Origin of the sequence: Stenotrophomonas sp. GD03819, from assembly GCF_029841665.1 — a bacterium.
Classification (GTDB): domain Bacteria; phylum Pseudomonadota; class Gammaproteobacteria; order Xanthomonadales; family Xanthomonadaceae; genus Stenotrophomonas; species Stenotrophomonas geniculata.
In genome coordinates this window covers 134,637-159,943 of the sequence record NZ_JAOCEW010000003.1, presented here as the reverse complement: position 1 = coordinate 159,943, position 25,307 = coordinate 134,637, and the positions used below count along the sequence as shown (strand labels likewise).

The 25,307-nt window shown below is 67.1% G+C and carries 17 protein-coding genes; 13 read left to right on the top strand and 4 right to left on the bottom strand.

Going from position 1 to position 25,307, the window contains the following annotated elements:
* Nucleotide 1: 1 nt before the first annotated feature.
* The 4 genes from gspD to pncB all read left to right on the top strand — a co-directional run bounded on the left by gspD (nucleotide 2) and on the right by pncB (nucleotide 5,786).
* On the top strand, nucleotides 2–2,203 hold the full coding sequence (gspD, locus tag N5D45_RS03055; RefSeq protein ID WP_260364036.1) for a type II secretion system secretin GspD: 2,202 nt from the start codon (nucleotides 2–4) through the stop codon (nucleotides 2,201–2,203).
* A gap of 606 nt (nucleotides 2,204–2,809) precedes the next feature.
* Nucleotides 2,810–3,664, top strand: coding sequence for a glycosyltransferase (locus N5D45_RS03050; RefSeq protein WP_019338031.1), 855 nt, complete (start codon nucleotides 2,810–2,812; stop codon nucleotides 3,662–3,664).
* Nucleotides 3,661–4,500: a glycosyltransferase family 2 protein gene (locus N5D45_RS03045; protein WP_057504211.1), complete on the top strand. Its 840-nt coding sequence runs from the start codon at nucleotides 3,661–3,663 to the stop codon at nucleotides 4,498–4,500. Before N5D45_RS03050 ends, N5D45_RS03045 begins: the two co-directional genes overlap by 4 nt.
* A gap of 107 nt (nucleotides 4,501–4,607) precedes the next feature.
* A complete protein-coding gene (gene pncB, locus N5D45_RS03040; protein ID WP_010482009.1) occupies nucleotides 4,608–5,786 on the top strand; it encodes a nicotinate phosphoribosyltransferase in 1,179 nt (392 codons plus the stop codon).
* Nucleotides 5,787–5,811: 25 nt separating this feature from the next.
* Here the strand turns inward: pncB and N5D45_RS03035 are convergent, their stop codons facing one another.
* The gene (locus N5D45_RS03035) at nucleotides 5,812–6,177 is read right to left on the bottom strand and encodes a hypothetical protein (RefSeq protein WP_279938453.1); all 366 of its coding nucleotides are present in this window, start codon (nucleotides 6,175–6,177) and stop codon (nucleotides 5,812–5,814) included.
* Between the two features lie 459 nt (nucleotides 6,178–6,636).
* On the opposite strand from N5D45_RS03035, the gene N5D45_RS03030 reads away from it, so the two are divergent.
* From N5D45_RS03030 to N5D45_RS02995, 8 genes are all read left to right on the top strand, one after another.
* Complete coding sequence (locus N5D45_RS03030; RefSeq protein WP_010482005.1) at nucleotides 6,637–7,176, top strand: fimbrial protein; 540 nt, start codon at nucleotides 6,637–6,639, stop codon at nucleotides 7,174–7,176.
* An 85-nt stretch (nucleotides 7,177–7,261) separates the two neighbouring features.
* Nucleotides 7,262–7,990 (top strand): molecular chaperone, encoded by a 729-nt coding sequence (locus N5D45_RS03025; RefSeq protein ID WP_049411192.1) that lies wholly within the window; start codon nucleotides 7,262–7,264, stop codon nucleotides 7,988–7,990.
* A 92-nt stretch (nucleotides 7,991–8,082) separates the two neighbouring features.
* Nucleotides 8,083–10,647 (top strand): fimbria/pilus outer membrane usher protein, encoded by a 2,565-nt coding sequence (locus N5D45_RS03020; protein WP_057504212.1) that lies wholly within the window; start codon nucleotides 8,083–8,085, stop codon nucleotides 10,645–10,647.
* On the top strand, nucleotides 10,638–11,672 hold the full coding sequence (locus tag N5D45_RS03015) for a fimbrial protein (protein ID WP_010481999.1): 1,035 nt from the start codon (nucleotides 10,638–10,640) through the stop codon (nucleotides 11,670–11,672). Before N5D45_RS03020 ends, N5D45_RS03015 begins: the two co-directional genes overlap by 10 nt.
* Nucleotides 11,673–11,939: 267 nt before the next feature.
* Nucleotides 11,940–13,124 (top strand): UDP-N-acetylglucosamine 2-epimerase (non-hydrolyzing), encoded by a 1,185-nt coding sequence (wecB, locus tag N5D45_RS03010; RefSeq protein ID WP_010481998.1) that lies wholly within the window; start codon nucleotides 11,940–11,942, stop codon nucleotides 13,122–13,124.
* Entirely contained in the window at nucleotides 13,121–15,322 is a 2,202-nt protein-coding gene (locus N5D45_RS03005; RefSeq protein WP_279938452.1) for a hypothetical protein, read from the top strand. Before wecB ends, N5D45_RS03005 begins: the two co-directional genes overlap by 4 nt.
* Before the next feature lie 6 nt (nucleotides 15,323–15,328).
* A complete protein-coding gene (locus N5D45_RS03000) occupies nucleotides 15,329–17,476 on the top strand; it encodes a glycosyl transferase family protein (RefSeq protein WP_279938451.1) in 2,148 nt (715 codons plus the stop codon).
* On the top strand, nucleotides 17,473–20,292 hold the full coding sequence (locus N5D45_RS02995) for a hypothetical protein (RefSeq protein WP_057504215.1): 2,820 nt from the start codon (nucleotides 17,473–17,475) through the stop codon (nucleotides 20,290–20,292). The genes N5D45_RS03000 and N5D45_RS02995 overlap by 4 nt, the downstream gene beginning before the upstream one ends.
* Here N5D45_RS02995 and N5D45_RS02990 read toward each other — a convergent pair.
* The 3 genes from N5D45_RS02990 to ettA form a co-directional block, all read right to left on the bottom strand.
* Nucleotides 20,286–21,290 carry a DUF4434 domain-containing protein gene (locus N5D45_RS02990; RefSeq protein WP_231298670.1) on the bottom strand — a complete coding sequence of 335 codons (1,005 nt, stop codon included), beginning with the start codon at nucleotides 21,288–21,290 and terminating at the stop codon, nucleotides 20,286–20,288. The two genes, N5D45_RS02995 and N5D45_RS02990, sit on opposite strands and share 7 nt — an antisense overlap.
* 115 nt (nucleotides 21,291–21,405) lie before the next feature.
* A complete protein-coding gene (locus tag N5D45_RS02985; protein WP_279938450.1) occupies nucleotides 21,406–22,722 on the bottom strand; it encodes an NCS2 family permease in 1,317 nt (438 codons plus the stop codon).
* Between the two features lie 83 nt (nucleotides 22,723–22,805).
* Complete coding sequence (gene ettA / locus N5D45_RS02980) at nucleotides 22,806–24,470, bottom strand: energy-dependent translational throttle protein EttA (RefSeq protein ID WP_010481992.1); 1,665 nt, start codon at nucleotides 24,468–24,470, stop codon at nucleotides 22,806–22,808.
* 254 nt (nucleotides 24,471–24,724) lie between these two features.
* Between ettA and N5D45_RS02975 the strand changes: the two genes are divergently transcribed.
* Nucleotides 24,725–25,198 carry an RcnB family protein gene (locus tag N5D45_RS02975; RefSeq protein WP_019338039.1) on the top strand — a complete coding sequence of 158 codons (474 nt, stop codon included), beginning with the start codon at nucleotides 24,725–24,727 and terminating at the stop codon, nucleotides 25,196–25,198.
* Nucleotides 25,199–25,307: the final 109 nt, after the last annotated feature.

The window sequence follows — 25,307 nt, the reverse complement described above, 5'->3', positions numbered from 1 at the left end:
CATGAGCCTGCGTTTCCTTCCCTGGTCCTTTGCCCTCGCGCTGCTGGTCGGCTGCAGCACCGTGTCCGCGCCGCATGTGCAGCGCAAGGGCAATCTGTCGCCCACTGCCGAGGCCGGCCAGGCGGCCAATGTCGCCGCGGATGCTGCCCGTGACGCGCAGGGCGCTCCGCAGGCAGTGATCCGCCGTGGCACCGGCACCATGATCAACCGCGAAGCAGCACGCGCACCGGCACCGGCACTGCATGGCGCCAGCACCGGTGAAGCAACCTTCAATTTCGAAGGCGAATCGGTGCATGCGGTGGTCAAGGCCATCCTCGGTGACATGCTGGGCCAGAACTACGTGATCGCACCGGGGGTGCAGGGCACGGTCACCCTGGCCACGCCCAAGCCGGTGTCGCCGGCGCAGGCGTTGAACCTGCTGGAGATGGTGCTGGGCTGGAACAACGCACGCATGGTCTACAGCGGTGGCCGCTACAACATCGTCGCCGCCGACCAGGCGCTGGCCGGTACGGTCGCGCCGAGCACGGCGCCCGCTGCCAGTGCGCGAGGCTTCGAGGTACGGGTCATCCCGCTGCAGTTCATCTCCGCTACCGAAATGAAGAAGGTACTGGAGCCGTATGCGCGGCCCAATGCCATCGTCAACGTCGACAGCGGCCGCAACGTGATCACCCTGGGTGGTACCCGCGCCGAGCTGGAAAACTACATGCGCACCGTCGAGATCTTCGACGTCGACTGGCTGTCGGGCATGTCGGTGGGCGTGTTCCCGATCCAGTCGGGCAAGGCCGAACAGGTGGCTGCCGACCTGGAGAAAGTGTTCGGCGAGGAGAGCAAGACGCCCAGCGCCGGCATGTTCCGCTTCCTGCCCCTGGAAAACGCCAACGCGGTGCTGGTGATCACCCCGCAGGTGCGCTACCTGGACCAGATCCAGCAGTGGCTGGACCGCATTGATACGGCCGGTGGCAGTGCCCGCCTGTTCTCCTACGAGCTGCGCTACATCAAGGCGCGTGACCTGGCCGAACGGCTCAGTGAAGCCTTCGCCAGCAGCGGCAGCCGTGGCGGTTCCAGCCCGGCCTCGCTGGCCCCGGGTGCGATGCCGTCGCAGCTGGGCAGCGACGGCGACCGTGGCATGGACAGCAACAACAGCAGCAGTTTCGGCTCGACCCCGGGCAGCGGTTCCAGTGGTGCCGGCAACGGCAGCATGAACCTGCCGCAGCGCCAGTCCGGCAACGTCAGCGTCAGCCTGGAAGTGGAGGGCGATCGCGTGGGCGTGTCGGCGGTGGAGGAAACCAATACCCTGCTGGTGCGCTCGACCCCGCAGGCCTGGCGCTCGATCCGCGAGGTGATCGAGAAGCTGGACGTGATGCCGCTGCAGGTGCACATCGAAGCGCAGGTGGCCGAAGTCTCGCTGGACGGTGACCTGAAGTACGGCGTGAACTGGTTCTTCGACAACGCCGTGGCCGGGCGCGCACTGACGGGAGCCCTGGGCGGCGTGACCCTGCCGGCAGCAGCGGGTGGCTCCTGGAGCAGCTTCGCCGGTGCCGCGACCGGTGGCGAAGGCCTGGGCTGGGCGTTCACCGGCCACAATGGTGCGGCGGTGGTGAGCGCGCTGGACAAGGTCACCGATGTACGCCTGCTGCAGACCCCTTCGGTGTTCGTGCGCAACAACGCCGAGGCCACGCTCAACGTGGGCGACAAGGTGCCGATCAACACCACCACGGTGAACACCGGCATCGGCACCAGCAGCTACAGCTCGGTGCAGTACATCGACACCGGCGTGATCCTGAAGGTACGCCCGCGCGTGACCCGCGACGGCACGGTGTTCCTCGACATCGTGCAGGAAGTGAGCAGCGCCTCGAACGTACCGGAGAACTGCAACCCGCAGGAGCGCAACTGCAACCCGCGCATTTCCACCAAGAAGCTGTCGACCGAAGCGGCGGTGCAGAGTGGCGACACCATCATGCTGGCCGGCCTGATCACCGATACGGCCACCGATGGCAGCAGCGGCATTCCCGGCCTGAGCCGGATTCCGGTGGTGGGCGCGCTGTTCGGGCAGAAGAGCCGCACCAGCCGTCGTTCGGAGGTGATCGTGCTGCTGACCCCGAGCATCGTGCGCAACAGCCAGGAAGCACGCAATCTGACCGACGAGTACAGCCAGCGCTTCCGCGCGATGGAACCGCTGAACCAGCCGCGCGCAAAGAAGTAAGGGGGTTGCGGCAGGGCTGCGCCCTGCACCCGCAGAGGCTGAAGCTGGAGCAACGGCAACGGCAACGGCAACAGCAACAGCAACAGCAACAGCGGGTTTACTGAGGGATGGTGGGGCACTGTGGGTTTGCGGGGACGCCGTAAACCCGTCCATGGGGGCTTGGTCGCCGCATCCATGCGGCTCACACCCCGCAAACCCACAGTGCCCCGCCTTCGACAGTTTCCTGCTGCTGTTGGTAGGTGTCGACCTTGGTCGACACGATCCACGCCATGTGTGGATGACTCTCCATCGAAATCGAATATTTCGATATATGTGAGATCTGAGCCGAGCATGGCTCGGCTCTACAGAAGAGCAGGCAGGTCGCGGAAATCTGTCGAAGGCGGGGTGGGTCCGGTTGCGGGGGCGTGAGCCGCATGGATGCGGCGACCGAGCTTACATGGACGTACTTGCAGCGTCCTCCGCAACCGGACCCACCCCGCCAACCCCCAGGAACCCAGCTTTTGCTTCGGCTGTTGCTGTTGCCCTGGCCTGAAGCGGGTGCCGGGTGCAGCCCGGCCGATACCCTCTCAGTGCTAGTCTGTGGCTACCGACAACCACGGAGGCGGGATGGGGGCGATCGTGTTGTTGCCGCTGTGCGTGGACGATGCCGCGCTCGACCGCTGCCTGGCCGCACTGGATGCGGGCACCGCGCCGGGGACCGCGGTCTGGCTGGCCGACGACGCGCAGACCGGGCCGCGTGCGCAGGCGGTGGTGGAACACTGGTTGGCGCACACGCCACTGCAGGCCGAGTACACCCGGCGTGCACGGCCACTGGGTGAAGTCGCCCACCTGGACGAGATGCTGCGCGCCTGCGATGGCATGGACGTGGCGGTGCTGGCACCGGACAGCGTGCCCGCACCGGGCTGGCTGCAGCAGCTGCAGGACGCCTTCGCCCGCGATGCCGCCATCGCGACCGCAACCCCATGGTGCAATGCCGGCGAAACCGCTGCGTGGCCCCGGCTGGGCGAGATCAATCCGGAACCCGACGATGCCGCGCTGCTGGCGCAGACCTGTGCCGGCCTGCCAGCGCTGCACCCGGAGCTGCCGTCGGCGGTCACCCACGCGGTGCTGGTGCGGGGCAACGCGCGCCGGCGTGCCGGCGGCCTGGACGTGGACAGCTATGCCGGCTGGAACGCGGCGCTGGTGGACCTGAGCCTGCGCATGGCCGGCCTGGGATGGCGCAACGTGTTGTGCGAGACCGCCTTCGTCAGCCGGGCAGGGGAGGCGGTCAGCCGTGATGGCGATCTCGAGGCCCTGGCCGCGCGCTGGCCGGGCTGGGTGCCTCGGCTGGCTGACTTCCTGATGCATGATCCACTGCACGGGCTGCGTGCCGACCTGCAGCAGCGCATGCGGCAGGCGATAATGCCGAAGGAACAGGGGGACCTGTTCGTCCCGTCTTCCGCGCCGGAGCCTCCTGCTTGAATGTTGCCATTGCCGCCATCGTCGTCACCTACCAGAGTGGCAGCACCATCGATGCCTGCCTCTCGCGCCTGCGCCAGGCGCAGGACGTGGCCGAGATCCGGGTGATCGACAATGGCTCGATGGATGGCACGCTGGATATCGTGCGGCGCCATGCCAGCCACGACCCGCGCGTGCGTTTCGTCGGCAATCCGGACAATCCCGGCTTTGCCGCCGCCAACAACCAGGGCGTGGCCGATTCGCACAGCCCATGGCTGGCCTTCATCAACCCGGACCTGATGGTTGAACCGGAAACACTGGCCGCACTGCGCGCCCGTGCCGAAGCGTTGGGCGACTGCCTGCTCGGCGTCGAACAGGTCGACGAGCAGGGCCATGCCGACGAGGCCGTGCGCCGCCGCGATCCGGACTTCCTGATGATGCTGCGCTCGCCAGGCAAGGGCTCGAAGCTGGCGGTGCCGCGTGACCCGCAGCAGGTGCTGCAGCGGGTGCCGGCGTTGTCTGGCGCGCTGCTGATGATGCCGCGTGCATTGTTCGACTGCATCGGAGGCTGGGACGCGGGCTATCGTCTGCACGCCGAAGACCTGGACCTGTGCCGGCGCGCGCGCGAAGCCGGGGCGGTGGTGGCGATCGCCAATGACCTGCAGGTCACCCACGTTCGTGGCGTCTCCAGCCGCTCGCGGCCGTTCTTCGTTGAATGGCACAAGCACAAGGGCCTGTGGCGCTATTTCCAGAAGTTCGAGGCCAGGCAGCGTTCGCTGCCGGTACGGGTGGCGGTGTGGGGCGCGATCTGGGCGCACGCCCTGATGCTGGTGCCGCGCCTGCTGCGCAGGTCGTTGTAGAGCCGAGCCCACGCGCGGCTCAGGCAACAATCCAACCGGGCGTGGGCCCGGCTCTACGGAAGGCGGACGCGCCCACGGTTCACTCCGCCGGGCGCATAATCCGCCCCATGCCTATCATCCAGTCCCTGCTCGACACCGATCTGTACAAGTTCACCATGATGCAGGCGGTGCTCCACCAGCACCCCGGTGCCCAGGTGCAGTACCGGTTCAAGTGCCGCACGCCCGGCATCGACCTGGCCCACTACATCGACCAGATCGACGAAGAGATCGACCACCTGTGCAGCCTGCGCTTCAGCGACGCGGAGCTGGACTACATGCGTGGCCTGCGCTTCGTGAAGCCGGATTTCGCCGATTTCCTCGGCCTGTTCCACCTCGACCGCAAGTACATCCAGCTACGCGCGTCGAAGACCGTGCCCGGTGAGATCGAACTGGACATCACCGGCCCGTGGCTGCACACCATCCTGTTCGAAGTGCCGCTGCTGGCGATCATCAACGAAGTCTGGTTCCGCAACACCACCACCGCCGACTTCGCCGAGGGTGAGCGCCGCCTGCAGGCCAAGGCCGCGCTGCTGCGCGATACCCCTGGCTTCGAGCAGTGCCGCATTGCCGACTACGGCAGCCGCCGCCGCTACTCGCGTGACTGGCACGCCCGTCTGCTGCCGCTGCTGCGCGACGCGCTCGGCCCGCAGCTGGTCGGCACCAGCAACGTGCACTTCGCCCGCCTGTACGGCATGACCCCGCACGGCACCATGGCGCATGAGTATCTGCAGGCCTTCCAGGCACTGGGCCCGCGCCTGCGCGACTCGCAGGTGGCGGCACTGGAATCGTGGGCACGCGAGTATCGCGGCGATCTGGGCATCGCGCTGTCCGACGTGGTCGGCCTGGATGCGTTCCTGCGCGACTTCGATATGTACTTCTGCAAGCTGTTCGACGGTGTCCGCCACGATTCGGGCGATCCGTTCGACTGGGGCGACCGCATGCTGGCGCACTTCCAGCAGCGCCGGGTGGATGCACGCAGCAAGGTGCTGGTGTTCAGCGATGGGCTCGACATCGCCAAGGTGATGCGCCTGTACGACTACTTCCGTGGTCGCTGCCAGGTCGCCTTCGGCGTCGGCACCCACCTGACCAATGATCTGGGGCCAACGCCGCTCAACATCGTCATCAAGATGGTCCGCTGCAACGGCCAGCCGGTGGCCAAGCTCAGCGATTCGCCGGGCAAGAGCATGTGCGACGACCCGGGCTATCTGGCCTATCTGCGCCAGGTCTTCGAGCTGCCGCCGGCGTAAACGCGTCGGCTTGCAGCACGCCGGCTTACAGGTAGTCGACCACCACCAGGTAGGCGCCCTGCAGCGGCTGCTGCTTCGAAGCCTGCACGCTGTAACGCTCGGAGAAGGCGATATCGCCGGCGCGCATCGCGCTGGCCGACACCGACAGCTTCTGGCCCTGGCGCTTGCCGTCGCGCAGCGTGGCGGCCCGGCCATCGGCAAGGGCCGTCACGGCAACCGTCGAGCCCTTGGCCGACGGCGGGCAGGCGGCCAGGCTCAGCTCACCCTGGGACAGGGCCGTCGTGCAGCCCGGCTCGGCGATGCGGCCGCTGAAACGGATGCTGCCGCTGCTGGCCTGGGCCAGTGCGCTGACGGACATCAGGGCCACGCACAGCAGAATGGAGTTCCTCATGACACGTTCTCTGGTTCGGTGTGTCCTAGTTAGCGACAGGTTCGATCCGTCTTTAATAGGACAAATCCGAATCTGCTAGGGCCATCACCAAGAAAGAGTGATGCGCATCAAATAAGGCGATTTTCACTTGAAAAAAGCCTGTTTCCGCGCATGCCAAACGCGTCAGCAGGAGCGTCATGCAGGGTCGTTTGTGACCTGATCCGGCCACCGTCACCTTCCCCACGCTCCCTGGATCTCGATTTCGCCTATCACGTCACATTTAAAGCGTCAATGAATTGGCGTTCAGAAAAATAATGAGACTTTCATCACAGTTGTGCCTATACTTGCGTCACGGATTCAGGGGAAGGTATGTCCGAGTCCGGCCACAGGTGAGACGCAAGGATGGGTCTTGATAGCCCGGCAGTGCTCCTTGCTTCCTCCTCTACTTCTCATCTCTTCAGTAGGGTTAGGTAAAAGCGAATGCACAAGATCAATATCATCGCCGCTCTGATGCTGGCCGCCGCTCCGCTGGCCGCCAACGCCGCCGACGGCACCATCACCTTCAACGGCAAGGTGACCGACAAGACCTGCACCATCTCGACCCCGGGCGGCAAGGACTTCGCCGTCAACCTGCCGACCGTGTCCAAGAACACCCTGGCCACCGCCGGTGCCGTTGCGGGCCGTACCCCGTTCGCCATCAACCTGAGCAAGTGCAGCGCCGGCAACGTCGCCACCTACTTCGAGCCGGGTTCCACCGTTGACTTCAACAGCGGCCGCCTGGTCAACCAGGCTTCGGCCAACGCTGCCACCAACGTGCAGCTGCAGCTGCTGGGCTCGAACAACACGTTCCTGCCGATCAAGGCGGCTGGCACCGGTCTGGCCCAGGACAACTCGCAGTGGGTGACCGTGGCCGGCGACGGCACCGCCAACCTGAACTACTACGCTGAGTACTACGCCACTGCCGCCGCCACCCCGGGCGACGTCACCAGCAGCGTCAAGTACACGATCATCTACAACTGATCGTAGTCGTACCCGCACTGGCCGGCGTACGCGCCGGCCAGTGCATCGCGGCCCCAGGCCACATACCTCGAGCGTAGTACTTCCGATGAAAGCAATCTTTCCCCGGGCGCTGCTGCTGGCAGCGTTCACGCTGCCCTTCTGCCAGAACGCTCTGGCCGGCGTGGTGGTCAATGGCACGCGAGTGATCTATCCGGCGCAGGCGCGCGAAGTCACCGTGCAGGTCGACAACGTGGGCGATTCGCCGGCGCTGGTGCAGGCCTGGATCGACAGCGGCGACGCCAACCAGACCGCCGATACCAGCGATGCCCCGTTCGTGCTGACGCCGCCGATCGCGCGCGTCGAACCGGGCCGCAGCCAGGCGCTTCGCCTGATCTTCTCCGGCGCGCAACTGCCGACCGACCGTGAGTCGGTGTTCTGGCTCAACGTGCTGGATGTTCCGCCGTCCCCGGACAACGCCGACAGCGGCGAACAGAATTACCTGCAGGTCGCGTTCCGTTCGCGCCTGAAGCTTTTCTACCGGCCGCAGGGCCTGAAGGGCGTCGCCAACGACGCGCCGGCAGCGCTGCGCTGGACCCGCACCGGCGACCGCCTGCGGGTGGAAAACCCGAGCCCCTTCCACGTCACTCTGGCCGAAGTACATGCCGTGACCGGCAGCAGTGAAAAGGCCGTCGAGGACAAGGGCGCGATGGTCGCGCCGAAGCAGAGCCTGGAGTTCGCCGCACCGGCGGGCACCGACCAGGTCCGCTTCATCACCATCAACGACTACGGCGGCCGGGTGGAACACACCATCCGCCTCGGCAGCACCGGGGGCTGAACGCGCCGCGCTGGCCCTTGGCCTGCGCATCCCGCCACCGCCGCTGTGCGGCGAATTGAAGGAATGTCAGTGTGATCGGAAACAGATTGACATTGTCGATCCATCAGGCGCTTTGCCTGCTGGTTGCTGGCGTGGCCTGCCCAGGATGGGCGCTGGCTGCCCCGGCCAATCTCGGCGAACAGGCCCTGATGGCGCAGAGTGGTGCGGCCAATGCGCGTGCACCGGAGTCGGCCCAGTTCAATTCCAGCTTCCTGTCTGGCCAGGCCAAGCAGGTCGACCTGGCGGCCTTCAGCAACGGCAACCCGATGGTGGCCGGCAACTATCGTGTCGACGTCTACGTCAACGGTGCCTGGCAGGGCCGTCGCGATCTGCAGTTCAAGGCCGATGCGCAGGGCCGTGTCGACGCCTGCCTGCCGCTGCCGATGCTGGAAGAAATGGGCGTGGACAGCGAAGCCGTGCTGCTGCAGCAGGATCCGTCCGTGCCGACCGACAAGACCAGCTGCGTGCCGGTCCAGCAGCGCATGGCCAATGCCTATGGTGTCTATGACAGCGGCAACCTGCGCTACGACCTGAGCATCCCGCAGGTGTTCCTGCGCCGTGAGGCACGCGGCTACGTCAACCCGGCGCTGTGGGACCGCGGCATCAATGCCGGCTTCGTCGGCTACAGCTTCAATGCCATCGACAGCGACAGCCGTGTCGAAGGTGGCCAGCGCAACCGCAGTGCCTACCTCGGCCTCAACGCCGGCATGAACCTGGGTGGCTGGCAGTTCCGCCACGATTCGAACCTGACCTGGTCCGAGGGCGATGGCCGCCATTGGCAGAGCATCGCCACCTATGCACAGCGCGGCATTCCGCAGGTGCGCGGCATGCTCACCATCGGTGAGGCCTACACCACCGGTGAACTGTTCGACTCGATCGGTTACCGCGGTGCCAGCCTGGCCAGCGACGACCGCATGCTGCCCGATTCGCTGCGCGGCTACGCGCCGGTCGTGCGCGGCATCGCCGAGACCAATGCACGCATCGAAGTGCGCCAGAACGAGCAGCTGATCTACTCCTCCACCGTGTCGCCGGGCAGCTTCGTCATCGACGACCTGTACCCGACCGGCTACGGCGGCGATCTGGAAGTGAGCGTGATCGAGGCCGATGGCCGCCGCCGCGAATTCAAGGTGCCGTTCGGTTCGGTGCCGCAGATGCTGCGCGAAGGCGTGTCGCGTTACTCGCTGACCGCCGGCCAGGTGCGCAACAAGCTGCTGGCCGATGAGCCGTGGCTGGTGCAGGGCACCTACCAGCGCGGTATCGGCAACCAGCTGACGCTGTACGGCGGCAGCGCACTGAGCGACGGCTACCTGTCGCTGCTGTACGGCGTCGGCCTGTCCACGCCGGTTGGCGCGTTCGCCGCCGACGTCACCCACGCACGTACGACGTTCGACCACTACGGCAACCACACCGGTGCCAGCGTGCGCTTGAGCTACAGCAACATGATCGGCGAGACCGGGACGAACCTGACCCTGGCCGCCTACCGCTATTCGACCGAAGGCTTCTACAGCCTGCAGGATGCGCTGTACGGCCGTGATTCGGACAAGCGCGGCATCGATCCGACCACCCGTGGCCGCCAGCGCAGCCAGTTCCAGGTGACCCTGAACCAGCCGTTGGGCCGTCGGGGCGGCGCGTTGTACGTGACCGGCTCGGTGCGCGACTTCTACGACCGTTCCGGCACCTCCAAGCAGTACCAGGTCGGCTACAACAACGCCTGGCGTTCGGTGAACTACGGCTTCTCGGCGCTGCGCACCGAAGAGGGCGTACTCGGCCGCTCGGATACCCAGTACCTGCTGTCGATGAGCGTGCCGCTGGGCCGTGGTGCCCACCCGGTGTCGTTCAGTGCTGATCTTGGCGTGCGCGACCGCGGGGGCTACGACAACAGCCGCGTTGGCATCACCGGTTCGGCCGGTGTCGACAACAACTTCAGCTATGGCGCGGCCCTGTCCGATTCCCGCGAGGGCAGCACCACCGCGATCGGCAACGTCGAATACCGCAGCCGCTATTCCGCATTGAACGCCAGCTACAGCCACTCGCGTGACTTCCGTCAGGCTTCGGTGGGTGCCAATGGCAGCGTGGTCGTGCATCCGGGTGGTTTCACCTTCACCCCGCAGCGTGGCGACACCATGGTGCTGGTGGAAGCACCGGGCGCGCGCGATGCGATCGTCAGCAACGCCCCGGGCCTGCGCGTCGATGGCCGCGGCTACGCCGTGGTGCCGTACGTGTCGCCGTACCGCCTCAACACCGTCACCCTCGACCCGCAGGGCATGGCCCACGACGTCGAGCTGGAAAGCACCAGCCAGTCGATCGCGCCGTTCGCCGGTGCCATCAGCTACCTGCGCTTCGATACCCGCAAGGGCAACGCGCTGCTGATCCAGGTGCGCAACCCGGATGGTCGCACCATGCCGTTCGGTGCGCAGGTCAAGGACGAGCAGGGCCAGCCGGTGGGCATGGTCAGCCAGGGCGGCCGCCTGTACGTGCGCAGTGAAAAGAACCAGGGCCGCCTGCTGGTGGAATGGGGCGCAGGCGCCGACCAGCGCTGCACCGTCGATTACCAGGTTCCGGCGGGCGCCGATGCGTCCAAGACCGGCTTCATCCCGCTGGAGGCAGCATGCCGATGATTTCTTCCCGAGGCCGCAAGGCGCTGGCTGCCGTGGCCGTGCTCGGTGGTGTGTTGCTGGCGCAGCAGGCCAGTGCTGCGTGCCGGATCAGCTCCAGCTGGTTCACGGCCCAGGACGTCACCATGGACATGGGCCAGATCGTGATCCTGCCCAGCACACCGGTTGGCGGCGTGATCAAGGAAATCAGCGAGTCGATCACCCAGCGCGACCGTGTGGCCAGCTGCGATTGGAACGGTGGTCGTTCGATCGGCGAGTACGTCAACGCGGCGCAGAAGCGTCCGGTTCCTGGTTTTGCGAATACCTATGAAACCGACGTCCCCGGTGTTGGCATCAAGCTGTTCCGTGATTCCGGGGCGATCCAGGTCTACTACCCGCATCAGCTCAGCTTTGGCGGTGGCAGCACCGTTACGCTGATTGGCGGTCGCTTCCGCATCCAGCTGATCAAGACCGCAGCACAGACTGGCTCGGGCGTGATCGCGCCCAATGGGCGCTTCACCACATACTACTTCGACGGTGACAGTGCCAGCCGCCCAGTGCTGACTTCAACCTTCAAGGGCTCGGGCACCACCGTGGTCAGCCCGACCTGTGAAGTGCAGGCCGGCAGCCGCAACATCGCCGTCGATTTCGGCAGCGTGCCCAACACCACCTTCACCGGTGTCGGCTCCAAGGCCGTCGATCGCGATTTCGAGATCCGCCTGAACTGCCAGGGCAGCAATGTTGCCCAGTACCAGAGCAAGATCGGCATCCGCCTGGATGCCGACCAGGACAGCTCGAACATGCCGGGCGTGCTGAAGCTGAGCGCCGCCAGCAACAGCGCCACCCGCATCGGCATCCAGATGGTCCAGCGTGACGGCACCACCGAGCGCGAAGTCCGCTTCGGCCAGACCATCAACGTGGGCACCACCGCACCGGGCACCAGTGTCATGGCGCTGCCGCTGCGCGCCCGCTATGTGCAGACCCAGGCCGGCACGGTAGGTGCGGGTGTCGCGAACGGCCAGGCCACCTTCACCATCCAGTACGAGTAAGGCGGTCCCAGGCTGCGGCCACTGCTGCGTTTCACTGCAACGTCGCCCGTTCCACGGGCGGCGTTGACTGCGTCTTGATCTTCCAACGATGAAGATCAATGCCACGACGCGCGTACCATCATTCGAATGTGATGTACGTCGCGATTTTGGAGTTTCCTCATGAGGTGACCGTCTCCTGCCTGCGGGTGTTGGACGGGAACGCCGAAAGGATCCAGACGTGGCTACAGCTCCTGGCATTCCCTCGCGCCGTCCGTCCGGAGCGCTGCGGTGAAGGTCCTGTCGGTGTTCGGCACGCGACCGGAAGCGATCAAGATGGGGCCGCTGGTGCGTGCCCTGGGCGAGGCTGCGGATATCGAATCGGTGGTCTGCATCACCGGCCAGCACCGGGCAATGCTGGACCAGGTGATGTCGCTGTTCGAGATCACCGCCGACCATGACCTCGATGTCATGGTCCCCAACCAGACCCTCAATGGCTTGTGCGCGAAGCTGTTCGAGCGGCTTGACGCGCTGTACACGCAGGTCCGTCCGGACCGGGTGCTGGTGCACGGCGATACCACCACGGCGATGACCGCCGCGCTGGCCGCGTTCCACCATCGCATTCCGATCGGTCATGTCGAGGCCGGACTGCGCACCGGTGACATCAACCGGCCGTGGCCGGAGGAAATGAACCGGCGGGTGATCGATGTGGTCGGCCACCAGCTGTACGCGCCCACGCCCAGCTCGCGCGCCAACCTGGCCGGTGAACACCTGGGCGGGCAGATCCTGGTCACCGGCAACACCGTCATCGATGCCCTGCAGCAGACCGTGGAGCGCCTGGATGCCGACCCGGCGCTGCGTGCGCGGGCTGACGAACCCTTCCATATGCTTGATCCCGATCGTCGCCTGCTGCTGGTCACTGGCCACCGCCGTGAGAGCTTCGGCCAGGGCTTCGAGGACATCTGCCGCGCGCTGGCCGAGCTGGCCCGGCGGCCGGACCTGCAGGTGCTGTACCCGGTGCATCTCAACCCGAACGTGCAGGGCCCGGTCAACGCCCACCTCGGCCATCTCGACAACGTGCATCTGGTGCCGCCGCAGGACTACCTGCGCTTCGTGCGCCTGATGCAGCGCGCCGACGTCATCCTCACCGACTCCGGTGGCGTGCAGGAAGAAGCGCCGGCGCTGGCCAAGTCCGTGCTGGTCATGCGCGACGTCACCGAACGCCCGGAGGCGGTCGAGGCCGGTGTGGTGACGCTGGTCGGCACCACGCCCTCGCGCATTGTCGAAGCGGTCAACGCGGCACTGGCACAACCACCGCACCCGACCCGCTTCGATCCCGACGCCAGCCCCTACGGCGATGGCCGTGCCAGCGCGCGCATCGTCGCCGCCCTGCGTGGCACGCCCCTTCCCGAATTCTCGCCCGGCCTCCGCAGCGGCGGTGCCGCCCACTCCCATCCACGCGAAGTGACGCCATGACCCAGACCGGCCGCTCTCCCCTGTTTGCATCCGCCGCCGCGTTCGTCCTGTCGGGCGTGGTTGGCAGTGCCCATGCCGCCGACAGCGTCGCCGGCCAGTTCGCCGAATGGAGCGGCGACAGCACGGTCAGCCGGCAGATGACCCTGCGCGAACTCGGTTTCCGCCAACCGCTGGTGCTCAGCGGGCAGGAGAGCCAGCGCGAGGTCTATCTGCCGGTGCCGGCTGGCGTTGCCACCCGCGATGCACAGCTGCAGCTCGATGGGCGCTATGTACGCGGGCACGCTGGGCGTACCTCGGGCTTGTGGTCGGTGGATGGCGATCCAATCGCCGCGCGCTCGATCACCGATGCCCAGGGCGATGCCAGCCAGCTGCTGGCCATCGATGGCGAACCCCGCCAGAACGGCTTCGTGCGGGTCGGCGTCGGCTGGTGGTCGATCGTGTCCGACTATCAATGTGCCGACCAGAGCGCGCCGGCCAACGTGCTGCGGCTGTCGCCGGACTCGCGTTTCAGCTACCGCTTCGACGGCCGCGCCGTGGATACCGTGGCCAAGGCGTGGGGCGCGCTGCCCCCGCAGGTGCGCCTGCTGGTGGATGGCAAGGCACTGCAGGCGCCCGCCTACGATGCGGCCTGGCGCATCGGTACCGCAATGCAGGCCGGTGGCAAGCAGGTGCAGGTGGTGGCGCTGCCCAAGGTTGGTGACAGTGTCGACCTGACCGGCATCAGCATCCCGGCCAGCCTGCAGGGCGTGCCGGCCTATGACGCGCTGGCCGCGGGCGAGCGGGCATACGCGATCAAGGATCTGGCCGAAGTCGGTGCGCTGCTGTCGCTGCGGGACAGCGGGCCGTTGGCCGCCGATGTGATGATCGGCAGTGATGCGCTGCGGGCCGGCGTGCGCGCGGCGCTGGATGCGCTGGCCGCACAGGTTGCCACCACTGGCGCCGACGCGGGCACGGCGTTCGCCGCGTGGCGCGGTACCGACATGGGTGGCCTGGAAAAGCCCGCGACCAGCGCCTCGGTCAGCGTGGTGGCCGTTGCCGGCCGTCCCACGCTGGTGGTCGACCCGGCGGCGGCGGGCAAGGTCGCCGGGCTGCTCGCCGAGCAGTGGCGCAGCTATGCGCTGGGCCGCAGCCTGCAGGTCAGCGCAGCGGGCACGCCGAAGCTGGACGGTGACCAGGTGCTGCTGAGCCGGCTCGGCAACATCGCCGGCACGATGGATGTCGTCACCCGCGCGGACCGCAGTGCCACCTTCGACCTCGGCGCGCTGTCGGCCGATGGGCGCCTGCCCGAAGAGGTGGTGATCGACGTCTCGGCGGCCCCCAACGCGGCGGGGCAGGGCGTGGTGGCCACCATCCACTTCAACGATTACCTGCTGGGGGGCAAGGTGTTGTCGGCCAACGGCCAGCCGCAGCGGCTGGTGGCCAAGGTGCCGGCCTATGCGCTGTCGGCGCGCAACGAGATCCGGGTCAGCTTCCTGCGCCAGCCGGCACGCCCCTATTGCCACGATCCGGCCACCGCCTATCCGGTATCGGTCCTGCCCAGCAGTCACCTGACCCTGGCCAAGCGTTCGCTGGGCAGTGATTTCGTCGGTGCCAGCAGCCAGCTGTCACGCGGCAACCAGGTGTTCGTGCCCGCCACGTGGCTGCAGGATGCGCCGGCATCGCTGCGCAAGGTGATCGCGGTGGCCAGTGCAGTGGGCGCCTCGCCGGAGGCGTCGGCGCTGAAGGTGGTCGATGCCGGTGCGGCGGTCAGCCCGGGTACGCCGTGGCTGGCCTTCGGTGTGGCGCCGTCGGGTGTTGATGTGGCCGGCCTGAAGGACGGCCACCTGCTGATCGGCGGGAAGCCGCAGCCGCTGCTGGATGTCGGCGGCCTGGATCGCGCTGCGGTGGTGCAGGTCGGCACCTCCGGCGGCCAGCTCGGCGTGCTGTACAGCGACCTGGGCGCACAGGCACCGTCGTTCGGCGCACCGTTCCGGCTGCTGCGCGGTGATCTTGCGGTGCTCGACGGCAGTGATGCCGTGCGCGAGTTCGATCGCCAGGATCCTTACGGAAGCCGCGTTGCCCAGGATGGCAATCCGCAATCGAAGTGGGAACGGCACATGGTCTGGTTGCTGCTGCTGGTCGGCGTGATCGTGTTCGCGCTGCTGGCCGCCCGCGTCACCCAGGTGCGCCGCCGCAAGTCCGCCAACACAGGGCACTGATCCACCGTGGACGGTCTGTTCTGGAACATCCAGCTGGCCAACTATTACGCCGCCCTGGAAACCACGGCGGCGGCGGTGGCCGTGCTGATCCTGATCTCCAGCCTCGATGACCTGTTCATCGATGTCTGGTACTGGGTTCGCGAGAGCTGGCGCGCGCTCACCATCAAGCGTCGCGAAGCGTACCGGCCGCTGACCCAGGAAGACCTGATGCAGCGGCCGCAACAGCCGCTGGCGATCATGGTGCCGGCGTGGATGGAATACGACGTCATCGCGCAGATGGTGGAGAACATGATCAACGTGCTCGACTACCGCGAGTACGTCGTGTTCGTCGGCACCTATCCCAACGACCAGCAGACCATCGACGAAGTGGAGCGCATGCGCCGCCGCTACAAGCGCCTGCGCCGCGTGGAGGTGCCGCACGACGGGCCGACCAGCAAGGCCGATTGCCTGAACTGGCTGATCCTGGCCATCTTCGATTACGAGAAGCGCCACGACATCGAATTCGCCGGAGTGATCCTGCACGACAGCGAGGACGTGCTGCACCCGATGGAACTGCGCTTCTACAACTACCTGCTGCCACGCAAGGACATGATCCAGTTGCCGGTGACCTCGCTGGACCGCGAGTGGTACGAACTGGTGGCCGGCGTCTACATGGACGAGTTCGCCGAATGGCACGCAAAGGATCTGGTGGTGCGCGAGAGCGTGTCCGGCATGGTGCCCTCCGCGGGCGTGGGTACCTGCTTCTCCCGGCGCGCGCTGCTGGCGCTGAGCGCGCAGACCGACAACCAGCCCTTCAATACCGACAGCCTCACCGAGGACTACGACGTCGGTGCGCGGCTGGCGGCGATGGGCATGCAGTCGATCTTCGCCCGCTTCCCGGTGCAGTTCCGCGTGCGCCGTCCGTCATGGTTCGGCTGGGGACCGGTGCGCGAGCGCACCCAGCAGATGGCGCTGTGCGTGCGCGAGTACTTCCCCGACAACTTCCGCGCGTCGTACCGGCAGAAGGCACGCTGGGTGCTGGGCATCGGCCTGCAGAGCTGGGAGTCGCTGGGCTGGCGCGGCTCACTGGCCACCAAGTACCTGCTGGCACGCGACCGCAAGGGCATCATCACCTCGTTCGTCAGCATCATCGCCTACATCATCTTCCTGCAGCTGCTGCTGTTCTGGCTGTTGAAGATGACCGGGCTGTGGACGATGCAGTTCCCCAGCGTGTTCCAGGCCGGTACCTGGCAGATGAATGTCGCGCTGCTGACCACCGCAGCGCTGGCGACCCGGGTCGTGCAGCGCTTCTATTTCGTCAACCGGTTGTACGGCTGGGAGCATGCGTTGATGTCGATCCCGCGCATGGTGGTCGGCAACATGATCAATTTCATGGCCACCGCCCGTGCCTGGAAGGTGTTCCTCGCCTACCTGCTGTTCGGCAAGCGCATGGTCTGGGACAAGACAATGCACGACTTCCCCGATGCGGCGCAGCTGGTGCAGACCCGCAAGCAACTGGGTGAGCTGTTGACCACCTGGCAGGCGGTGGAACCCGAGCGCCTGCAGCAGGCGCTGGACCAGCAGCAGGCAGGCCGCCAGCAGCCGCTGGGCCGCATCCTGCTCACCCAGGGCTGGCTGGATGACGAGACCCTGGCCGAGGCCATCGCGTTCCAGGGTGACCTGCCACGCGCGGTGATCGACGTGGATTACCTGCGTGCCTGCCAGTTCCCGGTCAGTGCCGATGCCTGCGTGCAATGGCGCATGCTGCCGCTGCCGCCGCGCCAGGAAGGCACCCTGCGACTGGCCGTGACCAGTCCGCTGCCCGAGGACGCCGTGGCATTGCTGAAGCAGGAAACGCGCAGCGAGCACATCGAACAGAGCATTGCCCGCGAAAACGAGATCAACGCGGGCCTGCGCCTGATCGGTGGCGAACGGCAGTGGCACCTGGACAACGTGCCATTGCTGGGCGACCTGCTGGTGGAAATGCGCCTGATCGATCACGCACGCTTCGAGATCGCACTGGACGACTACATGCCGCAGCGCGACGGTCGCATCGGCGACTACCTGGTCAAGCAGGGCATCACCACCGAGGAGGCCGTGGCCCAGGCCATGCAGGAGCAGCGCCGGCGTGCGGCCACGCTGCAGTCGCCGCCGCCCGGAGCCTTGCCGGCATGAAGACCACGCTGCTGTCCACCGTCATTGCCGTGGCACTGGCCACGGCCGCCGCGCCGGTGATGGCGCAGGCCGAGGTGCCACTGCCGCTGTCCGGTGCGGCCTACCGCATCGCCGAGCAGGCGTTTGCTGCCTATGAACGTGGCGATTACCCCACGGCCTACCGGCAGTCCAGCGAAGCGATCCGGCTGCGCCCGGACGTGGTGCGGCTGCGTCTGCTGCAGATCTATGCGCTGCAGAAGCTTGGTCGTGGCGCAGAAGCGCAGCAGCAGGCGCGCCGTGCGCTGGACGCGGGGATGAAGGATCCAGCCTTGCCTGCGCTGGCCGCCGCGCCCAGGACGACCACAGGTGCAGCGCGTAGCACAGCGGTGCCGCGTGCACCCGCAACGGTGGCCGGCCACAACAACCGGCAGGCCTACATGCTGGCAACCGAAGCCTATGCGGCCTACGACGCCGGGCAGATGGGCATCGCCGCCAGAAAGGCCGAACAGGCGTTCCGGCAGCAGCCGGAACAGGGCGCATGGGCCCTGCTGTGGGTGGCGGCGCTGGAGGCACAGCAACAGCCCGAACAGGCCGACGCCGCCATCGGCACCGCGCTGCAGTTGGGTGCACCGAATGTCGAAGCGCTGCGCGCGCGGCGCGTGACACTGGGCCGCCAACGCGCGCTGCTGCAGGCACAGCAGGCCTATCAATTGCTGTCCGCAGGCGAGGATGCCGCCGCCATTGAGCAGGCGCACGCCGCCGTGGAACTGGCACCCGACGTTGCTTCATACCGGTTGCTGCTGATCACCGCGCAGCTGCAGGGCGATCAGCTGGCCGACGCTGAGCACAGTGCTGATCAGGCATTGCAGGTGGACGCCAACGATCTCAATGCCCGGGTGATGCGTGGCTACCTGCGCCAGCGCCAGGGCAGTACGCTGCGGGCCAATGAGGATTTCGATGCCGCGCTCGCCACGCCGGGATCAACCGCGCAGCAGCGCAACGTGCGGCTGCTGGCGGTGGATGCGGCGCTGGCCGCAGGTGATCGGGTACGCGCAGCTGCACTGCTGGCACCGTTGCAGGCGGCGCTACCGGCAGTTGAAGGCGATGCACGGACACGGCAGCTGCTGCAGCAGGGCATCGAGCAGCGCAGCCGGGCGACCCGTGCCAGTCGCGAGCCTCCCCGCATCAGCGCCGAGGCCTACCCGGCACCGGTCCAGCACTGCCAGTCCGGTGACAGCGGCAACGTCTGCGAACTGGTGCCGGCCGATCTGCAGGGGGATGGCGGTGCCGCACAGCGTGCCTACGCTGCCTACGCGCGCCAGGATTACGCCGATGCCATCGGTGAGGCGCGGCAGGCCGTGCAACTCGCACCGGACGACGCGAACCTGCAAGGCCTGCTGACCACCACGCTGGCGGCGGGCAACCGTGCCCAGCAGGACGAAGCGCGGCAGCGCCTGGATACGGCACTGGCACAGCGTCCTGATGACGCGGGTGCACTGATGCAGCGCGGCTACCTCAACCAGAGGGCCCACGAACCGGCGCGCGCACTGGCCGACTTCCGTGCCGCCGAGGCCACCGGAAAGGCACCGAAAAGCGTAGTGCTCGACCAGGCCTACGCCAGCGCAGCCAACGGCGACCATGCGCAGGCGGTGACGCTGCTGCGCAGCGCCATTGATCGCGCCGATGCCGGTGAGCTGCCACTGGATGCGCACCAGCACTACAACGTGCGCAATGCCATCGCCAATTACTCGCGCGAGTGGGGCGTGATCGCCTCGGCGGGTTTCCGTGGTGCTCGCCAGGCGGCGACCAATGTCGGCGGTGCGGCGATCAGTACGCCCGGCGATTCGGTGTTCAGCACGCTGGAGGCGTTCTGGCGGCCCCCGGCCTTCAACGACCAGCATGGCACGCTGGAACTCTACGCGCGCCTGCTCAACACGCTGTACGACGAGGGTGGCACTTACGAATCGATCCGCGCGGTGGACCCGTGCACCGGCGAATCAACGCCGGATGCGCGTGCACGCGCGGAGCGCCTCAGCCACTCGCGTTCCACTACCGGCTGGCCCTCCACCATCGCGTCCTTCGGCATGCGCTACGCGTTTGGCCAGAGCGGTTTGAGTGCTGGCATCGAGCGCCGACAGTTCCTCGGCAGTGCAACCAGCCAGGGCGAGGTCTACCCCGAGTCGGCAGCGGTGCAGTGCCGCCTGCAGCTGGCCCTGAACCGGCCACTGGAAGCCAGCACGCTGGCGCGCTACCGGCTGGCCAGTGGTTCCGGTGGCTGGATGTCCTACCTGACCTATGGCTACTACCATGGCACCGATCTGCGCACCGATGTGAACCAGTGGTGGATGGTCAGTGGCTACGCGCAGGGGGGATACACCTGGGACGACAACGGTGCCACCTTCACCCTCGACGCGCTTGATGCCAACGGCACGCCGGTGCGGCGCCTGGGCGAGGCCAATGGGCGCCTGCATCGCGAACAGTGGTTCGCTGCCGGTGAACTGCGCGCCGGGCGCAGTTTCCGCTTCGGTGCAGGGCAGACGCATTGGGTGGTCACACCCTATGTCGTGGTGGGTGCCGATTGGCTGGACCAGCGCTCGCGCGTGCGCGACATCCGTTATCCGCCGTTCCCGGCGCAGTCGTTCGCGCTCAACGATACGCAGCGCAGCTGGTCACTTGGTGCAGGGCCGGGCGTGGGCGTGCGTTACGGGTTCCGCGAGGACCACTACAACACGCCGCGTTCCTACCTGGACCTGACCGTGCAGTACCGCTTCGCGATCGGTGGCGGTGATACACAGCGCGCCAAGGGCCTGTTCGCTACCGCCATCCTCTACTACTGAGGCAGGCCCCAGCGTCGCCGCAGCGCTGCGGCCTGCGGCGTGTCCTGGGTCAGCCATGGCTCCAGTGCATAGACCAGCACGTGCTGTGCGCCGCTGTCGCGTGCCCATGCCAACTGCCGCTGGATACGTGCGGCATCGGCGGTTTCGCCCTTGAATCCGCTGCCATCAGCGGCGCTGCCAGGCAGTTCGCGGAACAGTTCGACGATCGCATCGAAGCCGATGCCGTGTGCATGGAAATGATCGAGCAACGGCTGGAGCTGCTGCACGTTGCCGGCACCGGCCACCCCCACGCCATCCTGCACCATCGGCCGTAGCGTGGCCTGTGCCAGCACCGCCTGCCACAGCGTGACCAGGTTGCCATCGGTCTGCAGGCGGCTGAAGTAACAGGAGATCGCACAGTCACCGCCGCGCGTGCTGGCGGCCTGCACCAGCCCGTGCAGCCACTGCGCCAGCCATTGCTGGCGGACCGGATCGGCCCAGTGGTACTGCTCCAGTTCGTAGGGCAGGTACCAGCCCCCGAAGGCCGGCTGCTGCGCCCAGGGTGCCTGTGTCAACCAGCTGCGTGCGTACGCCAGGCTCTCGGCCAGGAAGGCCTTCAGCGTGGCGTCGTCCGCGGCGATGGCCTGCCACCAGCGTTGCTGGAAGGGCAGGCCGACGCGGATGCGGATGCCGTTCTCGCCGGCGGCGGTGAACAGCTGCTGCAGGCTGCCGTCGGGCAGTGACCAGTCGCCGTCGCTGCCACCGACGATGCCGGTCCATTGCAGCACCAGCTGACGGCAGCCCAGCGTATGCGCAAGCTTCAAGGATCGCTGCCAGTCGGCCAGGCCCCATTGCAGGTGGCTGCGCCACGGCTGCAGGAAGGTGCCATCGACCTGCACCGGCAGCGAGCAGCCGGGCAGGGTGGCGAGCGTAGCGGCCAACGGCGCCAGCACTGCCGCGCGCAGCAAGCGACGGCGCAACGGCGAAGAAGGATCCGCGGGAAGGTCGGGCCGAACCATGCCCGCATCATCCCAGAGCGCCGTGCGTGGCGGGTGAACCTTGCGTCCGGTAGTCCCGGTCGCGGGCCGAAGCGTGCTCTGGTAGCGCCGGCCGCTGGCCGGCATCGCCTACCGCTTATTCCAGCGCGTAGCGCAGGGTAAACAGCACCGCCACCAGCCACACGGCCGGATGCACTTCGCGCCAGCGCCCGGTACCGGCCTTCAGCGCGGCATAGGCAATGAAGCCGAACGCCAGGCCGTTGGCGATCGAGTAGGTGAACGGCATCGCCAGCGCACAGAGTGCGGCTGGCACCGATTCGGTCAGGTCGCTCCAGTCCACTTCCACCAGCTCACGCAGCATCAGGCCAGCCACGAACAGCAGTGCCGGCGCGGTGGCATAGCTGGGCACCATTGCCGCAAGCGGCGAGAACAGCAGCGCCGCCAGGAACAGCGCCGACACCACCAGCGCGGTCAGGCCGGTGCGGCCGCCCACCTGCACGCCCGAGGCGCTTTCGGCAAAGGCCGTGGTGCTGCTGGTGCCAAGCATCGAACCGGGCACGATCGCGGTGCTGTCGGCCAGCAGCGCACGGCCGAAACGCTTCTGCGCGCCCGGCAGCTTCAGCAGGCCGGCGCGACCGACCACGCCGTACAGCGTGCCGGTGGCATCGAACACTTCCACCAGCACGAACACCAGCACCACCTGCAGCAGCACTGCGATCGGTGCGCCGCCGTCATGGTGCAGCAGGCCCGGCAGGTCCAGCTGCAGGAAGGTGGGTGCGAGGCTCGGCGGCAGCGAGACCAGGCCCTGGTACTGCACGTCGCCCAACGCCCAGCCCGCGCCGGTCACCGCCAGGATGCCGATCAGGATCGCACCGCGGATGCGGCGTGCTTCCAGCACCGCGATCAGCAGGAAGCCGGCCAGTGCCAGCAGCGGCGGCGCCGTGTTCAACGGGCCCAGCGCCACCAGCGTGTCTTCATTGCCGACGATCACGCCGGACTTCTGCAGCGCGATGATCGCCAGGAACAGGCCGATGCCGGCCACGATCGCCGAGCGCAGCGACGAGGGGATGCCGGACACCAGCCATGCGCGCACGCCGGTCAGCGACAGCACCAGGAACACCAGGCCGGAGATGAACACCGCACCCAGCGCCTGCTGCCACGGCAGGCCAGCGGCACCGACCACGGTGAAGGCGAAGAACGCGTTCAGGCCCATGCCCGGTGCCATCCCCACGGGGAAGTTGGCGGCCAGCGCCATCACCGCCGAACCCAGCGCCGCAGCCAGGCAGGTGGCCACGAACACCGCGCCCGCGTCCATGCCGGTGGTGCCGAGGATCTCGGGGTTCACGAAGACGATGTAGGACATCGTCAGGAAGGTGGTGACACCGGCCAGCAGCTCGGTACGCACGGTGGTGCCGTGTTGCTGCAGCTGGAACAGGCGCTCGAACAGGGACATGGGGCTTCTCGCGAAGGTGTCGCCAGCAAGCGGGCGACCCACAGAAGGAGAAAGGCCGCGCGAGCGCGGCCTTTCCGGTTGCCTTATTTCAGCGCCTTGAAGCGCAGGCGCTTCGGCGCAGCGTCGTCGCCCATGCGGCGGCGCTTGTCTTCTTCGTACTCGCGGTAGTTGCCCTGGAAGAACTCCACGTGCGAGTCGCCTTCGAACGCCAGGATGTGGGTCGCGATGCGATCCAGGAACCAGCGGTCATGCGAGATGACGAAGGTGTTGCCCGGGAACTCCAGCAGCGCATCTTCCAGCGCACGCAGGGTTTCGATGTCCAGGTCGTTGGACGGTTCGTCGAGCAGCAGCACGTTGCCACCCTGCAGCAGGGTCTTGGCCATGTGCAGGCGGCCACGCTCACCACCGGACAGCGAACCGACCATCTTCTGCTGGTCCTGGCCCTTGAAGTTGAAGCGGCCGATGTAGGCGCGCGACTGGATCTCGATGCCGTTGATGTTGAGGATGTCCAGGCCGCCCGCGATTTCCTGGAAGACGTTGTGGTTGCCTTCCAGCGCGTCGCGGCTCTGGTCCACGTAGGACAGCTTCACGGTCGGGCCGACCACGATCTCGCCGGTGTCCGGCTTTTCCTGGCCGGTGATCATCTTGAACAGGGTCGACTTACCGGCACCGTTCGGGCCGATGATGCCGACGATGGCGCCGGCCGGCACCAGGAAGCTCAGGTTGTCGAACAGCAGGCGGTCGCCGAACTTCTTGGAGACGTTCTTGAACTCCATCACCGCGTTGCCCAGGCGCTCGCCCGGCGGGATGAAGATTTCATTGGTCTCGTTGCGCTTCTGGTAATCGACCGACTGCAGCTCTTCCAGGCGGGCCAGACGGGCCTTGCCCTTGGTGCGGCCGCCCTTGGCGTTCTGGCGCGACCACTCCAGTTCCTTCTGGATCGCCTTCTGGCGGGCCTTTTCCTGGTTGTCTTCCTGCTTCAGGCGCTCGTCCTTCTGGGTCAGCCAGTCGGTGTAGTTGCCCTTCCACGGAATGCCGCGGCCGCGGTCCAGTTCCAGGATCCATTCGGCGGCGTTGTCCAGGAAGTAGCGATCGTGGGTGACCGCCACCACGGTGCCGGTGTAGCGCGCCAGGAACTGTTCCAGCCATTCCACCGACTCGGCGTCGAGGTGGTTGGTCGGTTCGTCGAGCAGCAGCATGTCCGGCTTCTGCAGCAGCAGGCGGCACAGGGCCACGCGGCGCTTTTCACCACCGGACAGCTTGCCGACCACGGCATCCCACGGCGGCAGGCGCAGCGCATCGGCGGCCACGTCCAGCTGGTTTTCCAGGGTGTGTGCGTCGCCAGCGGCCAGGATCGCCTCCAGGCGCTCCTGTTCCTTGGCCAGCGCGTCGAAGTCGGCGCCTTCCTCGGCGTAGGCGGCGTACACCGCTTCCAGCGCGGCCTGGGCCTGCAGCACTTCGCCCACGCCTTCCTCCACCGCTTCACGCACGGTCTTGGTCGGGTCCAGCTCCGGTTCCTGCGCCAGGTAGCCGACCTTGATGCCCGGCTGCGGGCGGGCTTCGCCCTCGAAATCGGTGTCCACGCCGGCCATGATCTTCAGCACGGTGGACTTGCCGGCGCCGTTCAGGCCCAGCAGGCCGATCTTCGCGCCCGGGAAGAAGGACAGCGAGATGTCCTTGATGATCTGCCGCTTGGGCGGGACCACCTTGGACACGCGGTTCATGGTGTAGATGTATTGCGAGGACATGCGGTCTCCGTAGGCGCGGCCCTGCGCCCGGTCCGTCACGGGAAGATCCCGTTGCGGCAGCGGGCACAGACTGAAATGGAATACCGCCAATTATAGCCGGAACCGGTTCCGGGCCGCGCCCGGGAAGGGGGCGCCGGGCTGGCCGCCCCCTGAATAGTGCGTCACAGTCCTGCAACGGGAAGCGTTTCCAGCCGGAAACGGTTCAGATCGGTTGCGCAATATGGGCTCACCACCCACCCGAGCAGAGGTCTGACATGCGCATCAATCGAGTAATGGCCAGTGCCGTGGCCTCTGTGCTGGCGCTGGGCGCCGTGGCCCCGGCGTTCGCCGACAACGACCATCGCCGCAACCACGACCGCCGCGAATGGCGCGAGGATCGCCGTGAGTGGCGCCACGACCGCCGTGACTGGGAGCGCGACCGCCGCGAGGCCCGGCGCGACTACCGCCAGGATCGCCGCGAGTGGCACCGTGATCATGACCGCTACTACCGCCCGGCACCGCCGCGTGTGGTGTACCGCCCGGCCTATGGCCCGGGCTATGGCTGGAAGGTCGGCCATCGCTACCGCGACTATTACCGCGGCCCGATCTATGTGGTGAACGACTACCCGCGCTATCACCTGCGTCGCCCGCCCTACGGGCACCACTGGATCCGCGATGACCGCGGCAACATGCTGCTGGTTGCCATCGCCACCGGTGTGATCGCCCAGTACGTGCTCAGCAACCGCTGAGTCGGCGGTCATATCCCCGCATGGCGTGGATCTACCGGCACGGCGGGGCAGCGCAATCGAAACCATACGGGGCCGGATTCCTTCGGGGATGCCGGCCCCGTCCGTTTCG